This window comes from Paramagnetospirillum kuznetsovii (genome assembly GCF_003284725.1).
Classification (GTDB): domain Bacteria; phylum Pseudomonadota; class Alphaproteobacteria; order Rhodospirillales; family Magnetospirillaceae; genus Phaeospirillum; species Phaeospirillum kuznetsovii.
On the sequence record NZ_PGTO01000006.1, the window covers coordinates 1 to 18,586 of the forward strand.

The following is an 18,586-nucleotide window of genomic DNA, read 5'->3' on the forward strand; positions in this document are numbered from 1 at the left end:
GCCCCGGTCGAAGCCGTGGCGGCTGGCGCCGATGCGGGCCTGTCGGCCTTCGTCGGCCAGCAATTGTCCAAGTCGGAGCGACCGGAACTGACCAGCGCCCGCGTCATCGTCTCGGGCGGTCGCGGCATGCAGTCGGGCGAGAATTTTCACCTGTTGGAAGCGGTGGCCGACAAGCTGAACGCCGCCGTCGGCGCAAGCCGCGCGGCGGTGGACGCCGGGTTCGTGCCCAACGACTTCCAGGTGGGCCAGACCGGCAAGATCGTCGCCCCCGACCTCTACATCGCGGTCGGCATCTCGGGCGCCATCCAGCATCTGGCGGGCATGAAGGACTCCAAGGTCATCGTCGCCATCAACAAGGACGAGGAGGCCCCCATCTTTCAGGTGGCCGATTACGGCCTCGTCGCCGATCTCTTCAAGGTATTGCCCGAACTCGCCGCCGAGCTCGGCAAATAATTTTCCGCTGCAACCGCCCATCATCCGGGAGCCATAAATGACTGCTATTCAGAAAATCGGTGTCATCGGCGCAGGCCAGATGGGGAACGGCATTGCGCATGTCTGCGCCGCGTCGGGCTTCGACGTGGTTCTGCTCGACATCAGCGACGAGGCCTTGAAGAAGGGTCTCGGCGTCATCGAGAAGAACCTCGGTCGTGCCGTCTCCAAGGGTAAGCTGACCGAGGCCGACAAGGCCGCCACGCTGTCGCGCATCAAGACCACCACCGCCTATGCGGATTTCGGCGATTCCGATCTGGTGATCGAAGCCGCGACCGAGGACGAGAAGGTCAAGCGCCTTATCTTCCAGCAGCTGTGTCCGGTGCTGAAGCCCGAGGCCCATATCGCGTCCAACACCTCGTCGCTGTCCATCACCCGCCTGGGCGCCGCCACCGACCGCCCCGCCAAGTTCATGGGCATGCACTTCATGAACCCGGTGCCGGTCATGCAGCTGGTCGAACTGATCCGCGGCATCGCCACCAGCGAGGAGACCTTCTCCCTGGTGCGCGACATGACCCTGACCCTGAAGAAGCAGCCGGTGTCCGCCGAGGACTTCCCGGCCTTCATCGTCAACCGCATCCTGCTGCCCATGATCAACGAAGCCGTCTACACCCTGTACGAGGGCGTCGGCTCGGTGACCTGCATCGACACCGCCATGAAGCTGGGCGCCAACCACCCCATGGGTCCGCTGGAACTGGCCGACTTCATCGGTCTCGACGTCTGTCTGGCCGTGATGCAGGTGCTGCACGAGGGCCTGGCCGACAGCAAGTATCGTCCCTGCCCGCTGCTGGTGAAGTATGTGGAGGCCGGTTGGCTGGGTCGCAAGACCGGGCGCGGCTTCTACGACTACACGGGCGAAACCCCGGTTCCGACCCGCTAAGGGGCATCCGGAAGGATCAAAGGGCGGGAGGCGAAAACCTCCCGCCCTTTTCGTTTGGTCTTAGAGAACCGTCAACATGGACGCCACCAGCGGATGGCGGACGATGTCCTTTTCATTGAGATCCACCACCGCCACATCCGACAGCACCCGCAGGCGATCGGCGATATCGGCCAGCCCCGACATGCCGGGCAGCAGGTCGCTTTGATCGGGATCACCGGTCAGGACCATGGTGGAATGCCAGCCCAGACGGGTCAGCAGCATCTTGATCTGGCCATAGGTGCAGTTCTGCGCCTCGTCGATGACGATGAAGGCGTTGTTCAGGGTCCGTCCGCGCATATAGGCGATGGGAGCGATCTCGATGGAGCCGTCGGCCAGCAGGGCGCGCAGGCGCTTACCGCCCAGACGGTCGGATAGGGCGTCATAGAGCGGCCTGAGGTAAGGCGCCAGCTTCTCTTGCAAATCACCGGGCAGATAGCCCAGCGACTCGCCCGCTTCCACCGCCGGGCGCGACAGCATGATGCGGGCGACGCGACCTTCCTCGAAGGCCTCCACCGCCGCCGAGATGGCAAGATAGGTCTTGCCGGTCCCGGCGGGCCCAAGCGCCAGCGTCAAATTCCCCTCGGCGATGGCGGCAAGCAGCCTGCGCTGGTTGTCGCTTTGCGGCCGAACCTTTCGAACATAGCTCTGATCGCGGTTTTCCTCTTCTCCCAGAGGGCTCCACCCTTGTTCGCCCCGACCCGTATTGGGATAGAGGGAAACCACCGGCTCGGACTTGGACGCGGCAATCCGCGTGGCGCGCTTGGCCATCTAGGACTCCTTCACAGTATGACGAGGGAAACGGGGCAAACAAAAAGGGCCTCTCGAAACGAGAGACCCTTGACGGAGGAGGTGGGGCCGACGGCCGCTTCCCGATTGGGAGCCGCCTTGTCCGGAAATGAAACCCGGTGCTCGGTCCTGGCATCGATACAACGTGGACTCCTCCATCCGCGATCAGTACCCAGGGAAATCTTAACCAAGCCGGACTCGCCTTGTCACCAACAAATCCGGCTTGTCATGGTGATGTCATACCATATGTAGGGTTAAGGCTCTGTGAATGGGGTCATAGTGAACAGCCGCGCTCGCAATGGGACGCCGTTTCCGGGAGCGCGGGCATCCTGCCCGCATGCCTTATTCGGCCGGGCTGCCGTCCTTGCCGGGGGGCGTGACCCGCAGGCTGGTGACCTGGTTGCGCTGGCGCTTCGCGATCTCGAAGCGGAAGCCGTAGAAGCGGAAGATCTGCCCCACATCGGGAATATGGCGGGCCTCGTGCAGGATCAGTCCGGCGATGGTGGCGGCCTCGTCGTCGGGCAGTCGCCATTCGAATTCGCGGTTGAGGTCGCGGATGGGGACAGAACCGTCGACGATATAAGACCCGTCCGATTGCGGCCGCACGCCCGCCACGGCTTCGTCGTGTTCGTCCGCGATGTCGCCGACGATCTCTTCCAGGATGTCTTCCAGGGTGACGACGCCCATCAGCGAGCCGTATTCGTCCACCACCAGGGCGAAGTGTTCGCGGCGCTGGCGGAAGGCCTGCAACTGCTCCTGGAGGGTGGTGGAATCAGGGATGAACCAAGGGGGCGAGGCCAGTTCCACCACGTCCAGCTTGTCCAGTTCGGCGTCCAGGCCGCGCACGGCGCGCAACATGTCCTTGGCGTGGATGATGCCGACGATGTTGTCGGGGTCGTCCTTCCACAGGGGCAGGCGGGTGAAGGGGCTGTTGACCACCTGATCCAGGATGGCCGAGGGGGCTTGGCCCGCGTCGATGGTCACGGCGTTGCGGCGATGGGTCATGATCTGGCCCACTTCCACGTCGGCCAGTTCCAAGATGGAGCGCAGCATGCGCCGCTCTTCCTTGACCTCGTCCTCGCCGGCATGGACCTCGATGGCGCCGCGCAGCTCCATCATGGAGGATTCCAAGGTGACCGACGAGGCGTAGCTGGCGCCGAACATGCGGAAGGTCAACCGAGTGACACCCTCCATGGCGCGAACAAACGGGGTCAGGATGAACACCACGGCGGTGACCGGCGCCGAGAAGAACAATGCCACCCGATTGGCATGATAAATGGCATAGGTCTTGGGCAGCACCTCGCCAAAGACCACGATGATGACGGTCATGCCCGCCGAGGCATAGGCGATGCCCGCATCCCCGAACATGCCGACCAGAACGCCGGTGGCCAGGGAGGATGATAGGGTGTGGGTCAGGCTGTTGCCGATCAGGAGTGCTCCGATCAGGCTGTGGCGGGAATCGATCAGGCGATTGACGCGCCGGGCGCTGACGTTGCCATCTTGCTCCAACTGGTGCATGGCTGGCCGCGAAACGGCGGTCAACGCCGTTTCCGTTCCGGCGAAGAAGGCCGACCCCGCCTGGAGGATGATAACGGCAACCACGGATAGGGTTAGGAAGAGGCTGGAGTCGATCATCGCTGTATTCCCCCAGTGTAAACTTACCGTCCGGCAGCCATCTCCGCCAGCATGGCCGCCAGCGCATCCTCCGGGACGTCCCGGGTCAGGAAGCTCTGGCCGATTCCCCTGGCCATGACGAAGGTGACCTTGCCGTCCTTGACCTTCTTGTCGCCCCGCATATGGTCCAGCAGGCGCGACACCTCCCACAACCGTCCGGAGGCGGGCAGGGCGCTGGACAGTCCCATGGCGTCCAGATGACGCTTGAGGCGTTCGCAGTCCTCGGCCGGAGCCAGTCCGATCTGGGACGACAGGCGAAGCGCCATGACCATGCCGATGGCCACCGCCTCGCCGTGCAGCATCTCGTCGGAAAAGCCGGTCTCCGCTTCCAGGGCATGGCCGAAGGTGTGGCCGAGATTGAGCAGGGCGCGCACGCCGCCTTCGCGCTCGTCGGCGGCGACGATGCGGGCCTTGGCGCGGCAGCTGACGGCGACCGCTTGGGCCAGGGCGTCCGGGTCGCCCGCGACCACGGCGGCGCCGTTGGTCTCCAGCCAGGCAAAGAACGGGGCGTCGTCGATGATGCCGTATTTCACCACCTCGGCATAGCCAGCCAGCATCTGGCGGCGCGGCAGGGTTTGCAGCGCCGAGATATCGGCCAGGACCAGACGCGGCTGGTGGAAGGCCCCCACCAGATTCTTGCCGTGGCGGGTATTGATGCCGGTCTTGCCGCCGACCGAACTGTCCACCTGGGCCAGCAGGGTGGTGGGAATCTGGACGAAATCGACGCCGCGCAGCAGGATCGAGGCGGCGAAGCCGGTCAGATCGCCGATGACCCCGCCGCCCAGCGCGACCACCATGGTGCCGCGCTCGGCCCGGGCCGCCAGCATGGCGTCCAGCAGGGCTTCCAGATGGGGGAAGTCCTTGGTCTTCTCGCCCGCTGGCAACACCGTGTGCATGGGCATGATGCCCGCGGCGACAAGGCTCTTTTCCACCCGCTCCAGATAGAGCGGCGCCACCTGATCGTCGGTGATCACCAGGGCGCGGTTGCCGCGCATGAGCGGCTGGATCAATTCGCCCGCCCGGTCCAGCAGGCCCGAGCCGATATGGATGTCGTAGGAACGCTCCCCCAGATCGACGGGGACAACCGTGGTCATTCTTTCAGCTCCAGATAGTCGATCAGGCCGCTCATGACACGGGCGACGGTGGCCTCGGGGGCCTCATCGGAGGAATCCACCGTGATGTCGGCCTCGGCATAGACCGGATAGCGGGTCTCCATCAGGCGTCCGAGGATTTCACGCGGATCACCCTGTTTGAGCAGGGGGCGGTGGTCGCGCCCCACCGTGCGCTTCAACAGCAGGTCGAGATCGGCGCGAATCCAGACCGAGATGCCGGTTTCCTTGATGCGTTGGCGGGTGGTGGGGTCGATGAAGGCGCCGCCGCCGGTGGCCAGGATCACCGGCGTCGCGTCCAGCAGGCGGGCGATGACCTTGCGTTCGCCCTCGCGGAAGCCAGCTTCGCCGAAACGGGCGAAATAGTCGCTGATGGTGCAGCCCGCCGCTTTCTCGAACTCGACATCGGCATCCACGAAGTCCAAGCCCAGGCGCCCGGCCAGCCGACGTCCGACGCAGGATTTCCCCGCCCCCATCAGTCCCACCAGAACCACCGTCCGCTCGATGCGCCCCATCAGCTCCGATGCCAGCAGGGCGAGATCCTCCGCCATAACGACTCAATCTCCCGGAATTCCAACCTGCCGGTGTTCAGCCGACGTTGATCATGGGCATGAGGGCCGATACACTGCCCATCGGAAACCATGCCCTATCAGGGCGTTGTAGCCGTCCCGCCCCGGCTGTGTCCAGCCCGGTCGTCCGTTGCCTCGCTTGTCCAATCGAAGGTTTTGCCTATCCCATGACCAAATTCGCCGTTGTTTCGGTTCTCGCGCTGCTGATCGTCGTTGTCGGCGGCGCCTTGTTTCTTTCCTCTTGGGACCCGCCGCCGCCTTCGGCCAAGGTCGAGAAGGTGGTGCCGGATGCCAAGTTCCCCCGCTAATCGTCTTGTGGTTCTGACCCTGGCGGCGCTGACGACAGGCGGGGCCGCCTTGGCCCAGCCCGTTGGCCAGCCCATGCCCCTGGGGCCGCCGGGCGCGGCGGAGCCCGGGTCGGCGCCGAACGTGTTGAAAGTGGTGCCGTCGCCGGTTCTCGACACCCAGCCGACCAAGCCCATGGCCAATGGCGAGACGCGCTTCCAGATGGAGGAGCTGAAGGCTCCCGATCTCGATGCCATCGGCACCTTGGACGACAAGCAGGGCGGCCTCGGTGCCGCCATGTGGCATGGAACCCCAGCCGCCTTGGTGCGCCAGCTTTTGCCGCAATTGCCCGCGGTGGCGGGGTCACGGGTGATGCGCTCGCTGGAACGCCGCCTGCTGCTCAGCGCCGCGACGCCGCCGGATGGCGGCAAGGGGCAGACGCCGCCGCTGCTGGAATTGCGGGCCGAGCGGCTTTACGCCATGGGCGAGATCGACGGGTTGGCGGGATTGCTGAAATCGGCGCCCAGTTCCGTGTCCTCGCCGGGCCTGACCCGGATCAAGATCGATACCTTCCTGCTGGCCGGTGATGTCAAGGCCGCCTGTGCCGAGGCCGCCACCCTGACCGGCGCCATCGATCCGCGCATGCAGGCGTTCTGCATGCTGAACAATGGCAAGGTGTTGGAAGCCAATATGGCGCTGGACCTGATGCGCGAGCGCAAGGACGCCGACCACGCCTTCATCGCCGCCGCCGAGGCCATGGCCGGAACGCCGCCCGCCAGGGTGGACAAGCTGCCCAATCCGACGCCGCTGCATCTGGCCGCCTTCAAGGCCGCCAAGATGCCGCTGCCCGCCGATGCGGCCAATGCCAGCCATCCCGCCACCCTGCGCGCCATCGCCGAGGCCCCCGGCCTGCCGGTGGATATCCGCATTCCGGCGGCGGAAAAGGCTGAATCCCTGGGCGTGCTTGAGACCGACAGCCTGCGCCGCATCTATGGAGCGGTCACCCTCACTCCGGCGGAGCAGCAGGCGGCCCAGACCCAGGGCGACAAGACGCCGCGCTCGCGCGTGCTGCTGTTGCGTGCCGCCCAGCAGGAACAGACGCCGTCCATCCGCGCCGAGCTGATCGCGCGCATCCTGGCGGCGGCGGCCGAGCGCGGCGCCTATTCGGGCACCGCCCGGCTGTATGCGCCCATCATCGCCGATCTGAGGCCCAATCCCGATCTGGCGCCTTTCGCTCCGGCCATGGCCCGCGCCCTTTACGCCGCCGGACGGCCGGAAGCGGCGGGGGCCTGGTCGGCCATCGCCAAATCCGATCCGTCCACCGCCAGGGCTGCCGACGATCTTTGGGCCTTGGCCCGCATCAACCGCATGGGCGATGCCGCCATGACCGCGCCGGAAACCTATGGCGCCTGGCTGTCCGCCCGCGAATTGCCCGCCGATCAGGCGGAACGTCGCGCCACGGTGGCCTTCGACCTGTTGCAGGCCATCGGCGAGAAGGTGCCCGCCCTGGAATGGCTGGCGGCGCCCCATGGCCCCCATCCGGTCCAGCCGGTGCCCGTCCGTGCCGATGTGAAGGCCTTGCTGCGCTCGGCGGCGGAAGGACTGCGCACCGGCGAGACGGTGATGCTGGCCCTGGCCGCCCTGGGCGAGGGGGGGCTCGACAAGGCCGATCCCGATCTGCTCAACCGGGTCGTGGCCTATCTGCGTCTGGTGGGATTGACCCAAGAGGCCCGCGATCTGGCGGTGGAGGCCGCGCTGGCCAACGGGGTGTAGCGGGCTCTACCGCCGCCCCTCGCCGGGGTCGTCGTCGAGCCAGTGGGGATCGACGCCGCCCCGACTCTTGCGGGTTTCCATCATCTTGCGCACATGGCTGAGATTGCGGGCGGCCACCTTGGCCGGGCCCTTGGCGCCGTGGGCCTGAAAGACTTCCAGCGCGCCGCCGAGCGCCTCTTCCGCCTCGGCCAGATGGCCGCCGCCATTGCTGTGGCGGTCCAGCATGAACAGGGCCGAGCCCAAGGTGTTCTGGGTCGCCGCCCAGGCCAGCGGCGTGCGTTCGCGGGTGCGGATTTCCAGCACCGAATGACAGGCGTCCACGGCGCGTTGCAGCACGTCGGTATTCTTCATCTGATCGCCATAGACTTCCAGCACCTGGGCGATGGTGTTCATGATCTCGGCCCAGCGTTGCGGCGTCTCCGTGCGGGAATAGACCTGAAGGGTCGCCTGCAACGCCTGGAGCGCTTCGCGCAGCAACTCGGTCTGGCCGGTCAGCAGGTCGAGACGGAACAATCCGCCACCGAGCTTGACCTGGGCCGAGGCCCATTCCTGCGGCATCAGGGCGCGGGGCAGGTTTTCCACCGCGAGACGCCATTCCTTGATGGCTTCCTCCCACAGGGCGGCGCCGTCCTTTTCGCGTTCGGCCTTGGCGGCGATGACGGCGGCGATGTGCTTGTGAAGAAGTCCGGCCTCCCAGGTGGGGTCGGTGCGGCCCAGTCGTCGCTGGGCCTGACGATAGGCGTTGATGGCCTTTTCGAACCAGGGCTTGGCGTCCTCGGCCAGACTGGCGACGGCGGTCGCCGTGGCCACATGCCCGAACACCAGTTGCACCGAGCGTTGTTGCGGCATGGTCAACTGGACCGGCGGCCGCAGGGCCAGGGCCTCGGCCGCTGCCGCGGCGGCGGGCAGCAAGCGGCGGCTGGCAGCCTTCTGGGCGTCGGTGGACGGGTCGATGGCGGCCAAGACGGCGGCGAACAGCAGATTGGCGGTCGGCTCGCCGAACTCCTTGGGCAATTCGATGCGGGTGGCGGGGCCGAAAGCGGCGGCGCGCTCGTCATCGGCGGTGGCGGTGGCCAATCGCAGGCGATAACCATCCTTGCCGAAATCGCCCCAGACCATCAGCTCGGCGTCTTCTTCCGCCACGGCATGGCGGGTGTTGAGAACCACCGAGGACACCAGCGAGGGGTCTTCCAGGTTGTCCAATTGGAAGACCTTGCCCAGGGCCTTGACCTTGAGGGCGGACCGGGCGGCCAGCGCCTGATTGAGGAAGGTGGCGGCCGAACCGTCGGCGTCGCCCGCCAGGGCCGCCACCAAGACGGTGAAGGACGGGGCTTCCGCCCCCTGCGGCTGTTGGGCCGTGGCGGTCGGCGGCGGCGGTTTGGGCTTGAACAGTCCGACGATGATGTCCATGAGCCCCAGCCTGTCGGCCGAATTCTCGGCGGAGGGTGGCTTGGCGGCTTTTGTCGGAACAGCGGGCACCGATGGGGCAGGGGCAGCGCCAGACGGAGCAAACCCGCGCGAGGCCGCGAGATCGCGTGCCCGCCTCAGTCGTTCCGCTCGTTTTTCGTCTTCTTCACTCGCCATGGATCAACCCTATACGGGAGAGTGACGCCCCGGGCAACTACTCGCCTATGAGGGCCAGCCATTCCTGTTCTGTCAAGGTGGCGACGCCAAGCTTGGCGGCGTCGGCGGCCTTGGACCCGGCATCGGCCCCGATGACCACGTAATCGGTCTTCTTGGAGACGCTGCCCACCACCTTGGCGCCCAAGGCCTCGGCGCGGGCCTTGGCCTCGGGGCGCGTCATGGTGACCAGGGTGCCGGTGAACACCACCGCCTTGCCCGCGACGGGCGAGGTCGAGGCTTCCACCTGCCGGGCGTCCTCGACCCTGCCGCCCAAGGCTTCCATGGCGGCGACCAATTGGTCCAGGGTGTCGCGGTTATGCGCCTCGGCGAAGAAGTCGAGCACGTCCTTGGCGACGGCGGGGCCGATGTCCTCGATGGAGGTAAGTTCGGCCAGGGCCTCCTCGGAGCGGCTTTGCATGGCGTCGCGCCAATGGGCCAGGCTGCCGTAGTGGCGCGCCAGCCGCTTGGCGGTGGCCTCGCCCACCTGGCGGATGCCGAGCGCGAAAATGAAGCGTTCCAGGCCCATGGTGGCGCGGGTGCGGATGGACTCCCACAGCTTGTCGGCCGAGCGCTTTCCCCAGCCCTCGCAGTTCTCCAGACGCGTCAGGCTGCGCCCATTGATCTCTTCCAGCCGGAAGATATCGGCAGGGCCGCGCACCAGCTCCCGGTCCCACAGGAATTCGATGTTCTTGTCGCCCAAGCCCTCGATGTCGAAGGCATTGCGCGAGACGAAATGCTTCAGGCGCTCCTTGGCCTGGGCGGCGCAGGTCAGGCCGCCGCCGCAACGGCGGATCACCTCGCCCTCGGGCCGGACGGCAAGGGCGCCGCAGACCGGGCAGTGGTCGGGGAAGACGAAATCCTGCGCCCCGCGCGGCTTTGCCTCCACCACGCCGACGATCTGGGGGATGACGTCGCCGGCCCGCTGGACGATGACGGTGTCGCCGACCCGCACGCCCTTGCGGGCGATCTCGTCCTCGTTGTGCAAGGTGGCGTTGGAGACCACGACGCCGCCCACATTGACGGGGGTCAGCCGCGCCACCGGGGTCAGCGCCCCGGTGCGGCCGACCTGGATCTCGATGGCTTCCAGCAGGGTGGTGGCCTGTTCGGCGGGGAATTTGTGGGCGATGGCCCAGCGGGGGCTGCGGCTGACCATGCCGAGGCGACGCTGCAGATCGATGTCGTCCACCTTGTAGACGATACCGTCGATGTCATAGGGCAATTGGGCGCGCGCCTCGCCCATCTCGGCGAAGAAGGCCAGCAATTCCGCCACCGAGGCGCAGCGGCGCGCCAGGGGATTGACCCTGAACCCCCAGGTCTTCAGCCGCTCCAGATAGTCCCAGTGGCTGGCGGCGGGCAAAGCCGAGGCCTCGCCCATGGCATAGGCGAACAGGCTGAGCGGCCGCCCGGCGGTGACCTTGGGGTCCAACTGGCGCAGGGAACCTGCGGCGGCATTGCGCGGATTGGCGAAGCTCTTGTCGCCCGCCGCTTCCTGCCGGGCGTTCAGCGCCAGGAAGTCGGATTTGGACATATAGACCTCGCCCCGGATCTCGATCAAAGCGGGGGCGTCGGGGCCGAGACGGCGCGGCAACTCGCCCTCGGGCAGGGTCAGCATATTGGCGGTGACGTCCTCGCCCTCGGCGCCGTCACCCCTTGTGGCGGCCTGGACCAGGGCGCCGTTCTCGTAGCGCAGATTGATGGACAGGCCGTCGATCTTGGGCTCGGCGGCATAGGCCAGCTTCGCGTCGGCCGCCAGCCCCAGGAAGCGCCGCACCTTGGCGTCGAATTCGGCCACGTCCTCGGGCGAGAAGGCGTTGTCCAGCGACAGCATGGGGATCAGGTGGCGCACCTGCCCGAAGCCTTCGGCGGGCTTGGCGCCGACCCGGCCGGATGGGCTGTCGGGGCGGATCAGATGGGGAAAGCGCGCCTCGATGGCGCCATTAAGCCGCTTCAGCGCGTCATATTCCACATCGGCGACAATGGGCGCGTCCAACTGGTGATAAGCCCGGTCGTGGCGCGCGATCTCGCGGGCCAGGCGTTCCAGTTCGATGGCCGCCTCGATGGGCGTGAGGTCTTCGATCTCGGTCATGCCAAGTCTTATAAATCGCCCGGCCGAGAAGAACCAGCCTCAGCCTTGCCAGAACGGCTTGTTCGATTCCTCCCACACGTCATTGCGCGACAGACCGATGTCGCGCAACTCGCGATCGGTCATCTCTGCCAGCCAGCGGCGGCCGGAGATACGCTCTTTCCAACGGGACAGCAGTCCGGCGGCTTCATCGATGAAGCGGCGGTCATGAAAAATCATAAAGGACGGAGTGGCTGTAAGCATGATCGGCCTCCTCGCGGTGGGCGGACGTGATTGCGATCATGGTGCGGCCGGAAGCGGCCCTTCGGCAAACGCGACTATTTCGCTGTCGGATGAGCTGGATTCATGCGGCGGGATCAAGCACACTGGTCCGACCATGAGCTATCGCCTGCCGCCGCTGACCACGCTTCGCCTGTTCGAGGCCGCCGCCCGCCTGATGAGCTTCAAGCTGGCGGCCGACGAGCTTGCCGTGACGCCCAGCGCCGTCAGTCACGGTATCCAGACCCTGGAGGATTGGCTGGGGGTGAAGCTGTTCATCCGCTACAACCGCAGCCTGGGCCTGACGGATGCGGGGGCCGCCTATCTGCCGCAGGTACAGCAGGCGTTGGACCTGCTGGCCAAGGCGACGGAAAACATTCCGGGCCGACGGCCCAGCGGCAAGCTGTCGGTCAGCTCCGCCCCGACCTTCGCGTCGCGCTGGCTGCTGCCCAGCCTGCCCCGCTTCCAGGTTTTGCATCCTCAGATCCAGGTCAGCATCGACACCCAGGCCCGGCAGGTGGAATTCCCCCGCGACGGCATCGATGCCGCCATTCGCCTCGCCAAGGGGCCGTGGGAGGGGCTTTACGCCCTGAAACTGTCGGACGAGTTTCTGGTGCCGGTCTGTGCTCCGGCCATTGCGGCAGGAATATCGACGGCGGAGGATCTTGCCCGCGTCACATTGCTGTACAATATCGCGGTGTCCACCGACTGGCCGTTCTGGTTCGAGGCCAAGGGCGTCCCCGCGGTGACGCCGCAAGGCTCGTCCAATTTCGATACGATTCACATGACCACCAAGGCGGCCATTCGCGGACTCGGCGTCGCCATCGGCCGACTGCCCATGATCCAGGGCGAGATCGACGCGGGCAATCTGGTCGCCGTGCTGGGGCCGCCGGTGGCCAGCCCCACCGCCTATTGGTTCGTCACCGGCCCGGATTCCCTGGCCCGCCCCGAGGTCAAGGCCTTCCGCGACTGGCTGCGCGACGAACTTTTGTCGGGCTGACTCATGCGGGCGGGACGCCCGCGCTCCAACGAGTTCCGGAGCGCGGGCGTCCCGCCCGCTTTTACACGCACTTGCGGATATAGGGCTTGTTCAACTCCCACAACTCGTCCAGCAGCTTGACGGCGGCGTCGGAGGAATTGGTCACCGGATCGGCCAGCAGCGCCTGCAAGGCCAGTTCCTTGGACGCGTGGACGGCGGCTTCCACCGCCAATTGCTGCGCCCCGGCGGGCATCAGGGCCAGCTTCTGGATGGCATCGGGCAGGGGGCCGAGCGAGACCGGGTGGATACCGGCGGCGTCCACCGTGGCGGGGACTTCGACGGCCAGATCGGGCGGCAGATTGGGAATTACCCCGTTGTTCATGACCACCGCCGATTCCAGGTAGTGGTGACGGTTGTTGATCATGCCGTCCACCACCACATTGGTGCGCTCGCCCACCGACTGGGTCCATTCGGTGGGCAACGGGCCTCCAGCCAGCACCGCCTCGATATCGGTCTTCAGCTTTTCGCGCTCGCGGGCGTCGGCCTCGTAGTCGTGGCCGTGCTCGCCGCCTTCCCAGCCGAAGGACAGATACTCGCCCATATGGTCGTCGGAGCATGACGGCCACAGGCCGTAGATCTTGAACATCTTGCGGCTGAAGGGCTGGAAGGTCGGATCGAAGGTCTTTTCCTTCTCGCGCAGCAGCGGATAGAGATCCTCGCCGGTCCAGCGGTGGCGGACTTGCAGCATCCACTGGAAATGGTTCAGTCCGATGCCCCAGCATTCGGCGTCGTGCCAGGAGATACCGGTGATGTTGCAGATGGCGCCCCGCGCCATGAAGATACCGTGGCACAGGCCCAGCACCTTGATGGGGGTGTATTTGGCCACCGCCAGCACGATGCGGCTTTCCGGGTTGGAGAAGTTGAGGAACAGGGCGTTGGGACACAGCTCCTGCATGTCGCGGATGATGTCGAAGATCAGCGGCAGGGTGCGCATGGTGAAGAACAGCCCGCCCGGCCCGCCGTTCTCGCCCAGGGTGTGGCGGATGCCGTGTTTCTTGGGGATCTCGAAATCCTGCTTCCACAGCCGCATGCGGTCGATGGCGATGGAATTGATGACGAAGCTGGCCTCGCGGAAGGCTTCACGGCGGTCGGTGGTGCTTTTGATGATCATGCCCGCCTTGCCGTCGCGGTTCATGCGCTCGGCCAGCGCCACCATGCGCGCCAGGGCTTCCGGGTTGTGATCCACCAGCACCAGGGTGCTGCCCGCCAATGTGTTCGACGAGAACATGTCGCGGAAGGTGGACAGTCCGAACGACATGCTGCCCGCGCCCAGGAAGGCGATCTTGGTGACGTTGCCCATGGTCCGATTCTCCCGAGGTTCTCCCTTAAGATTGATCCTTTCCGATGGCCTCCGCAAGACGCTGCGGGGCGGCAAGATACTCGGCCCTGAGGCAAAGCTTCGCCGCCGCCGCCTCGTCCAGCATGATGGTGGCGTCGGGATGCAGTTGCAGGGCCGAGGCCGGGACCATGGCGGTCACCGGGCCTTCGACGGCCTTGGCCGCCGCGTCGGCCTTGGCCGTGCCGGTCGCCAGCAGCATGATTTGCCGGGCCGACAAGATGGTGGCGATGCCCATGGTGATGGCAAGGTGCGGAACCTCCTCGTCGGGGCTGAAGCCGGGACGATTGGCGGCGCGGGTGGCCGCGTGCAGCGCGCCGAGATGGGTGCGGCCGACCAGGCTGGTTCCGGGCTCGTTGAACCCCATATGGCCATTGCCCCCCAGTCCGAGGATTTGCAGGTCCAGGCCGCCTGCCTGGGTGATGCGTTCTTCGTGCTCGGCGCAGAACACGCGGGGGTCACCCTCGGGGTTGCCCGGGACCAGATGGACCTTGGCGGGGTCCAGGGCGACCTGGTCGATGAAGTGGCGGCGAATGGCGAATCCGCAACTGGCCGGATGGTCGGCCGCGATGGGAAAATATTCGTCCAGGCCGAACAGGGTCACCCCGGAAAAATCCAGGCCCTGGCCGTGACGGCGGATCAGTTCGGCATACATGCCCTGTGGCGTTGCCCCGGCCGCCAGCCCGATCACCGCCTTGGGCTTTCGCCGAACCAAGGCTTCGACCAAATCGGCGGCACGCAGGCTGAGCGATCGCGCATCGGGAAGGATGATCACTGACATGGCCCGCGGCACCCTAGCCGAGATATTTCGCGATATCGACCTCGTCGATCTGTTCGGGCTTCAAGAACCGCTCGGCGTATTGGCGATAGACGCCAGACGACAGGAACAGGTCGAAGAGGTCGGGATCGATATGCTTGTCCTTTTTGAAGAAGCTGAGGATCTTGACGCATTCCGACAAGGTCTTGGGCTGCTTGTAGGGGCGATCCGAAGCTGTCAGGGCCTCGAAGATATCGGCGATGGCGGTAATGCGGGAGGGAACCGACAGTTCGGCCGAACCCAGACCGCACGGATAGCCGGTCCCCAGCAAGGTCTCGTGGTGGGAGCCCGCATATTCCACCACCCGCGACAGCTGTTTTGGGAAGGGCATGCGCTTGAGCATGATGATGGTCTGGATGATGTGCTCGTTGATCTTGAAGCGCTCTTCCTCGGTCAGGGTACCGCGTCCCACCGCCAGATTGTAGAGCTCGCCCATATTGTAAAGATTTTCCGGGATCTTGGTCTTGAAGCCGTAGCTGGGATCGAAGATGGCGGAATTGGCGGGGCGCGGAATGACGTGGTGCACCTTGTCGGCCAGCAGCGTTTCCTCGGCGGGGAGGGACTGCACCGGGTCGGAATAGCGCCGCAATTCCTCGTGAGACATGCCGAGGCGATCATCGAAGTGGCGCATCCAGGTCTGCGTCGCGATGGACTTCAAGCGCTCGACGCGGTCGGGGGCCATGAATTCGCCGCCCAAATTGCATTCGGCGATAAAGGCATAATCATCGATCAGCGCCGCCTTGCGGGCCTCGAAGCCCGCTTCCGCCTCGTCGTGGGGCATGCCTGCGGCAACCGCTTCCAGCATCTCGATGCGGGCGTCGCGCAGCAGAACCTCAAAGCGGGTGCGGACCTCGTGGATGCGGTTATAGATGGTTTCCAGCTTGGTGGCCTTATCGACCACGTATTCCGGGGTGGTGACCTTGCCGCAATCGTGCAGCCAAGCCCCGATCTTGAATTCGCGCCATTGCTCCGGCGTATGGAAGGCGAAGTCGGCCAGCGGCCCCTCGGTGACCTTGCAGGCCTCTTCCGCCAGCATCAGCGACAGTTCGGGGACGCGTTCGCAATGGCCGCCGGTATAGGGGCTCTTGGCGTCGATGGCGCCCGCGATGATCTGGATCATGGCGTCCATCAGGCGCTCCTGGGCATCCAGGAGTTCGCGGTTGTACAAGGCGGTGGCCGCCTGGGCCGCCAATGCCTCGACAAAGCGTTGGATTTGCGGCGCGAAGGGCACGATCTCGCTGCTGCCCTCGGGGCGGGCATTGATCAGTTGGACGGCGCCGATGACGTCGCCGCCACGCGGCTTCAAGGGCACCGTCAGGAACGAGGTGGAATGGTAGCCGGTCTTGGCATCGAACGCCTTGGTGCCCGAGAAATCGAAGCTGCCTTCGTCGTAGGCGTCGGGGATATTGACGGTCACCTGGCTGTGGACCGCATGGCTGACCACGTTCTTGTGGTTCTCGCGTCCGTCGGCGTCGAGCATGCTGACCGGCGGCAGCGACGGCGGCGGCTCGCCTTCGCCGCCCATCTTGATGTTCAAGCTGTCATTGCGAATGATCTGGAAGCGCAGATCGTTTTCGTCGCGGATATAGAGGGTGCCGCCATCGGCATTGGTCAGTTCCTTGGCCCCCAGCAGGATCATGTCCATCAGCTTGCCGGTGTCGCGCTCGGACGACAGGGCTATACCTAAATCGACCAGTCGCACCAACCGCTTTTGCGCGGACGCAAGTTCGGCCGAGCGACCGGCGATGGTGGCCTTCATCAAGCCGAAGGCCTCGGAGAGGTCGTGGAATTCCTTGATGAACGAGGCGCGGGCGGTTTGGCCCGAAAAATCGAATTGGCGGACTTTGTCGGCCTCGGCCACCAAGTGGCGGACCGAATTGGCGATCCGGCGGGCGAACAGGGTCGATAAAGGAACGACGATCAGCAGCACCAGCCCCGCCACTTTCAAAATGCGCAACTGCATTTCCTGGATCGGGCCGGTGAAGTCGGCGAACGGCGAAACCACGCCGATGGCAATGACCTGGCCGTTGCGATCCTTCCAATGGGTGATCTGGGTCAGGGCTTCGTCGCCATCGGAGGTCTTGACCAGGGCGGCGGCTTCGCCGGGAGGGGCGGAGGACAAAGCCCGCAGCAGTGGAGACTCGATGTCGCTTACCGTCGCCAAGGGGCCGATCGTCTTTCCGGATCCGCTTATCAGCGACGGCGTGACGGTGAGCAGGCGGTTCTTTTGATCAATCAGCGCCACGCCGCCCTGGGCCGAGATGGTCTGGCGTCCGACGAAACCAGATAGGCCCCGGAGCGTGATGTCGGCACCGAACACGCCGCTTCCATCGGGCAGGCGCTGCGAAGCGGTCAGGCCCGGCTCTTGAAGGGAGCTGAACAGATAGGCATCGGATAGGGTGCTGAGGGAATTGGCCATTGCGGCGCCGTACCAGGGCCTTTGGCGCGGGTCATAGGTGGGCGCTTCCTTGACGATGGTCCCGTCCATGACCGCCATGCCGTGGTCAAGGAAGGTCCAGGTTTCCCGGCGAACGCCGTCAGTTCCGACGGTGATGGCGCGGATGATGAATTGGCTTCCCACGGGAGCCTTATGCGCCTCGATGATGCGGCTGTCGTCACGGGTGGCGATCACCTGAAGGAAATGGCCGTCGGCGTGTCCGACATAGAGGGAATAACAGCCATCGTTCAGTTCCAGCACCCGGATCATGAAGGGGACGAGCGGATGGGCCACGGCATCGCCGCGTATGGGCTGGGCGGTGAACGGAAGGGCGGCCCCCAAACCGGCAAGATCGAGAAGGTCGTTGATCTGACCATCCACCCGGTCCACCACGCGGGCGGTGACTTGGGCGAAAAGCTGCCGGGCCGCATCCTTGGCTGCCTGCGTGCTGGCGAAGTAGATGCTGGTGGCGGTGGCGATGGTGAGGCAGGCGACGACAAAAGCAATGACCAGCACGATGCTGACCTGCAATCCCAGGCGCAACTTAAGCATCACCATCCCCTGCCTGTCATACCAATTTCCCGCGGGTGCCACGATATCAAGAATGTTTCAAATCACAAACCCTGAACAGCGTCGGGGGTCAGTCCAGCAGCCTTGACAGATACGCCCACAGATTGATCCAGTCCGCCTCCGATTTGGCCTTGAGGATGTCCAAATCCTCGTGGGGACGCTTGCCGGACAGGAAGGACGCGACCTGGGTCTTGAGATAGGCGATATGCTGGCCGGCCAGTGGCGGTTTCTTGACGCGCCCCTCCCCCTTGCGGCCGTGGCAGGGGGCGCAATCGGCGACGAAGAAGGCCTTGCCTGCCTCCAGGTCGCCTGCCTCGCGGGGGATTTGCAGCACCTTCTTCATGATCTGAAGGCGGGCATAGCCGTCCTTGGGCAGGTCGGCCGGTGGTTTGGTGTCCAACTTGACCTCGGACAGGAAGCGCGACACGTCCAGCACGTCGGCTTCGGACATTTCACGATCCACCGCGAAGGGGATCATGGGGATGTTCTCGCGCTCGCGGGTCTTGAACTTCTTGAACTGCTCGACGAGGTATTCGGCATTGAGGCCGCCCAACCGGGGATAGGCGCCGCCACCGCCGCCCGCCCCCAGGTCGCCGTGGCAACCGGCGCAGATGCGCATGACGTCCTTGGCGTTGTCGGGATCATAGACATAGGGCTTGCCCTTGATGACGACGCCTTCGAAGGGTGCCGCCACCACGTTGGGGGCGGCCAGCGCGATGGTTCCCCATGCGACGGCGACGGCCAGCGTCAGGCGAAGTCCCAAACTCATGGCACGTCTCATGGCGAATGCTCTCCGGCGGAAATCCTCCCCCGTCGGTA

At 65.4% G+C, this 18,586-nt stretch carries 16 protein-coding genes; 5 read left to right on the top strand and 11 right to left on the bottom strand.

The window, feature by feature from the left end; translation table 11 throughout:
• Nucleotides 1-453, top strand: a 453-nt coding sequence (locus CU669_RS09625) for an electron transfer flavoprotein subunit alpha/FixB family protein (RefSeq protein ID WP_205119418.1), incomplete at its 5' end; no start/stop codon positions are given.
• A gap of 37 nt (nt 454-490) precedes the next feature.
• Nucleotides 491-1,369 carry a 3-hydroxybutyryl-CoA dehydrogenase gene (locus CU669_RS09630; RefSeq protein WP_112144122.1) on the top strand — a complete coding sequence of 293 codons (879 nt, stop codon included), beginning with the start codon at nt 491-493 and terminating at the stop codon, nt 1,367-1,369.
• 60 nt (nt 1,370-1,429) lie between these two features.
• On the opposite strand, the gene CU669_RS09635 is transcribed toward CU669_RS09630, so the two are convergent.
• The 4 genes from CU669_RS09635 to CU669_RS09650 form a co-directional block, all read right to left on the bottom strand.
• Nucleotides 1,430-2,176 carry a PhoH family protein gene (locus CU669_RS09635; protein ID WP_112144124.1) on the bottom strand — a complete coding sequence of 249 codons (747 nt, stop codon included), beginning with the start codon at nt 2,174-2,176 and terminating at the stop codon, nt 1,430-1,432.
• Between the two features lie 360 nt (nt 2,177-2,536).
• Nucleotides 2,537-3,829, bottom strand: a complete 1,293-nt coding sequence (locus CU669_RS09640) for an HlyC/CorC family transporter (RefSeq protein ID WP_112144125.1) — start codon at nt 3,827-3,829, stop codon at nt 2,537-2,539.
• Nucleotides 3,830-3,852: 23 nt separating this feature from the next.
• Entirely contained in the window at nt 3,853-4,962 is a 1,110-nt protein-coding gene (aroB, locus tag CU669_RS09645) for a 3-dehydroquinate synthase (RefSeq protein ID WP_112144127.1), read from the bottom strand.
• Nucleotides 4,959-5,528, bottom strand: coding sequence for a shikimate kinase (locus CU669_RS09650; RefSeq protein WP_112144129.1), 570 nt, complete (start codon nt 5,526-5,528; stop codon nt 4,959-4,961). The genes aroB and CU669_RS09650 overlap by 4 nt, the downstream gene beginning before the upstream one ends.
• Nucleotides 5,529-5,713: 185 nt before the next feature.
• Between CU669_RS09650 and CU669_RS21575 the strand changes: the two genes are divergently transcribed.
• Entirely contained in the window at nt 5,714-5,854 is a 141-nt protein-coding gene (locus tag CU669_RS21575) for a hypothetical protein (protein WP_192884606.1), read from the top strand.
• Nucleotides 5,835-7,604 carry an antifreeze protein gene (locus CU669_RS09655; protein WP_112144130.1) on the top strand — a complete coding sequence of 590 codons (1,770 nt, stop codon included), beginning with the start codon at nt 5,835-5,837 and terminating at the stop codon, nt 7,602-7,604. The genes CU669_RS21575 and CU669_RS09655 overlap by 20 nt, the downstream gene beginning before the upstream one ends.
• 6 nt (nt 7,605-7,610) lie before the next feature.
• Here CU669_RS09655 and CU669_RS09660 read toward each other — a convergent pair whose 3' ends face one another.
• The 3 genes from CU669_RS09660 to CU669_RS09670 all read right to left on the bottom strand — a co-directional run bounded on the left by CU669_RS09660 (nt 7,611) and on the right by CU669_RS09670 (nt 11,553).
• Nucleotides 7,611-9,014 (bottom strand): hypothetical protein, encoded by a 1,404-nt coding sequence (locus tag CU669_RS09660; protein ID WP_239988641.1) that lies wholly within the window; start codon nt 9,012-9,014, stop codon nt 7,611-7,613.
• Nucleotides 9,015-9,225: 211 nt separating this feature from the next.
• Nucleotides 9,226-11,313, bottom strand: a complete 2,088-nt coding sequence (ligA, locus tag CU669_RS09665; protein ID WP_112144134.1) for an NAD-dependent DNA ligase LigA — start codon at nt 11,311-11,313, stop codon at nt 9,226-9,228.
• 39 nt (nt 11,314-11,352) lie between these two features.
• Nucleotides 11,353-11,553 (bottom strand): DUF1127 domain-containing protein, encoded by a 201-nt coding sequence (locus tag CU669_RS09670; protein WP_112144135.1) that lies wholly within the window; start codon nt 11,551-11,553, stop codon nt 11,353-11,355.
• Here CU669_RS09670 and gcvA point away from each other — a divergent pair.
• A complete protein-coding gene (gene gcvA / locus CU669_RS09675; protein WP_239988642.1) occupies nt 11,552-12,568 on the top strand; it encodes a transcriptional regulator GcvA in 1,017 nt (338 codons plus the stop codon). The genes CU669_RS09670 and gcvA overlap by 2 nt on opposite strands.
• A gap of 61 nt (nt 12,569-12,629) precedes the next feature.
• Here gcvA and CU669_RS09680 read toward each other — a convergent pair whose 3' ends face one another.
• From CU669_RS09680 to CU669_RS09695, 4 genes are all read right to left on the bottom strand, one after another.
• Complete coding sequence (locus tag CU669_RS09680; RefSeq protein ID WP_112144137.1) at nt 12,630-13,907, bottom strand: alpha-glucosidase/alpha-galactosidase; 1,278 nt, start codon at nt 13,905-13,907, stop codon at nt 12,630-12,632.
• A 25-nt stretch (nt 13,908-13,932) separates the two neighbouring features.
• Nucleotides 13,933-14,724, bottom strand: coding sequence for a glucosamine-6-phosphate deaminase (locus CU669_RS09685; RefSeq protein WP_112144434.1), 792 nt, complete (start codon nt 14,722-14,724; stop codon nt 13,933-13,935).
• A gap of 13 nt (nt 14,725-14,737) precedes the next feature.
• The gene (locus tag CU669_RS09690) at nt 14,738-17,749 is read right to left on the bottom strand and encodes an HD domain-containing phosphohydrolase (RefSeq protein WP_239988643.1); all 3,012 of its coding nucleotides are present in this window, start codon (nt 17,747-17,749) and stop codon (nt 14,738-14,740) included.
• A gap of 88 nt (nt 17,750-17,837) precedes the next feature.
• Nucleotides 17,838-18,536: a c-type cytochrome gene (locus CU669_RS09695; protein WP_112144141.1), complete on the bottom strand. Its 699-nt coding sequence runs from the start codon at nt 18,534-18,536 to the stop codon at nt 17,838-17,840.
• Between the last annotated feature and the right edge of the window lie 50 nt (nt 18,537-18,586).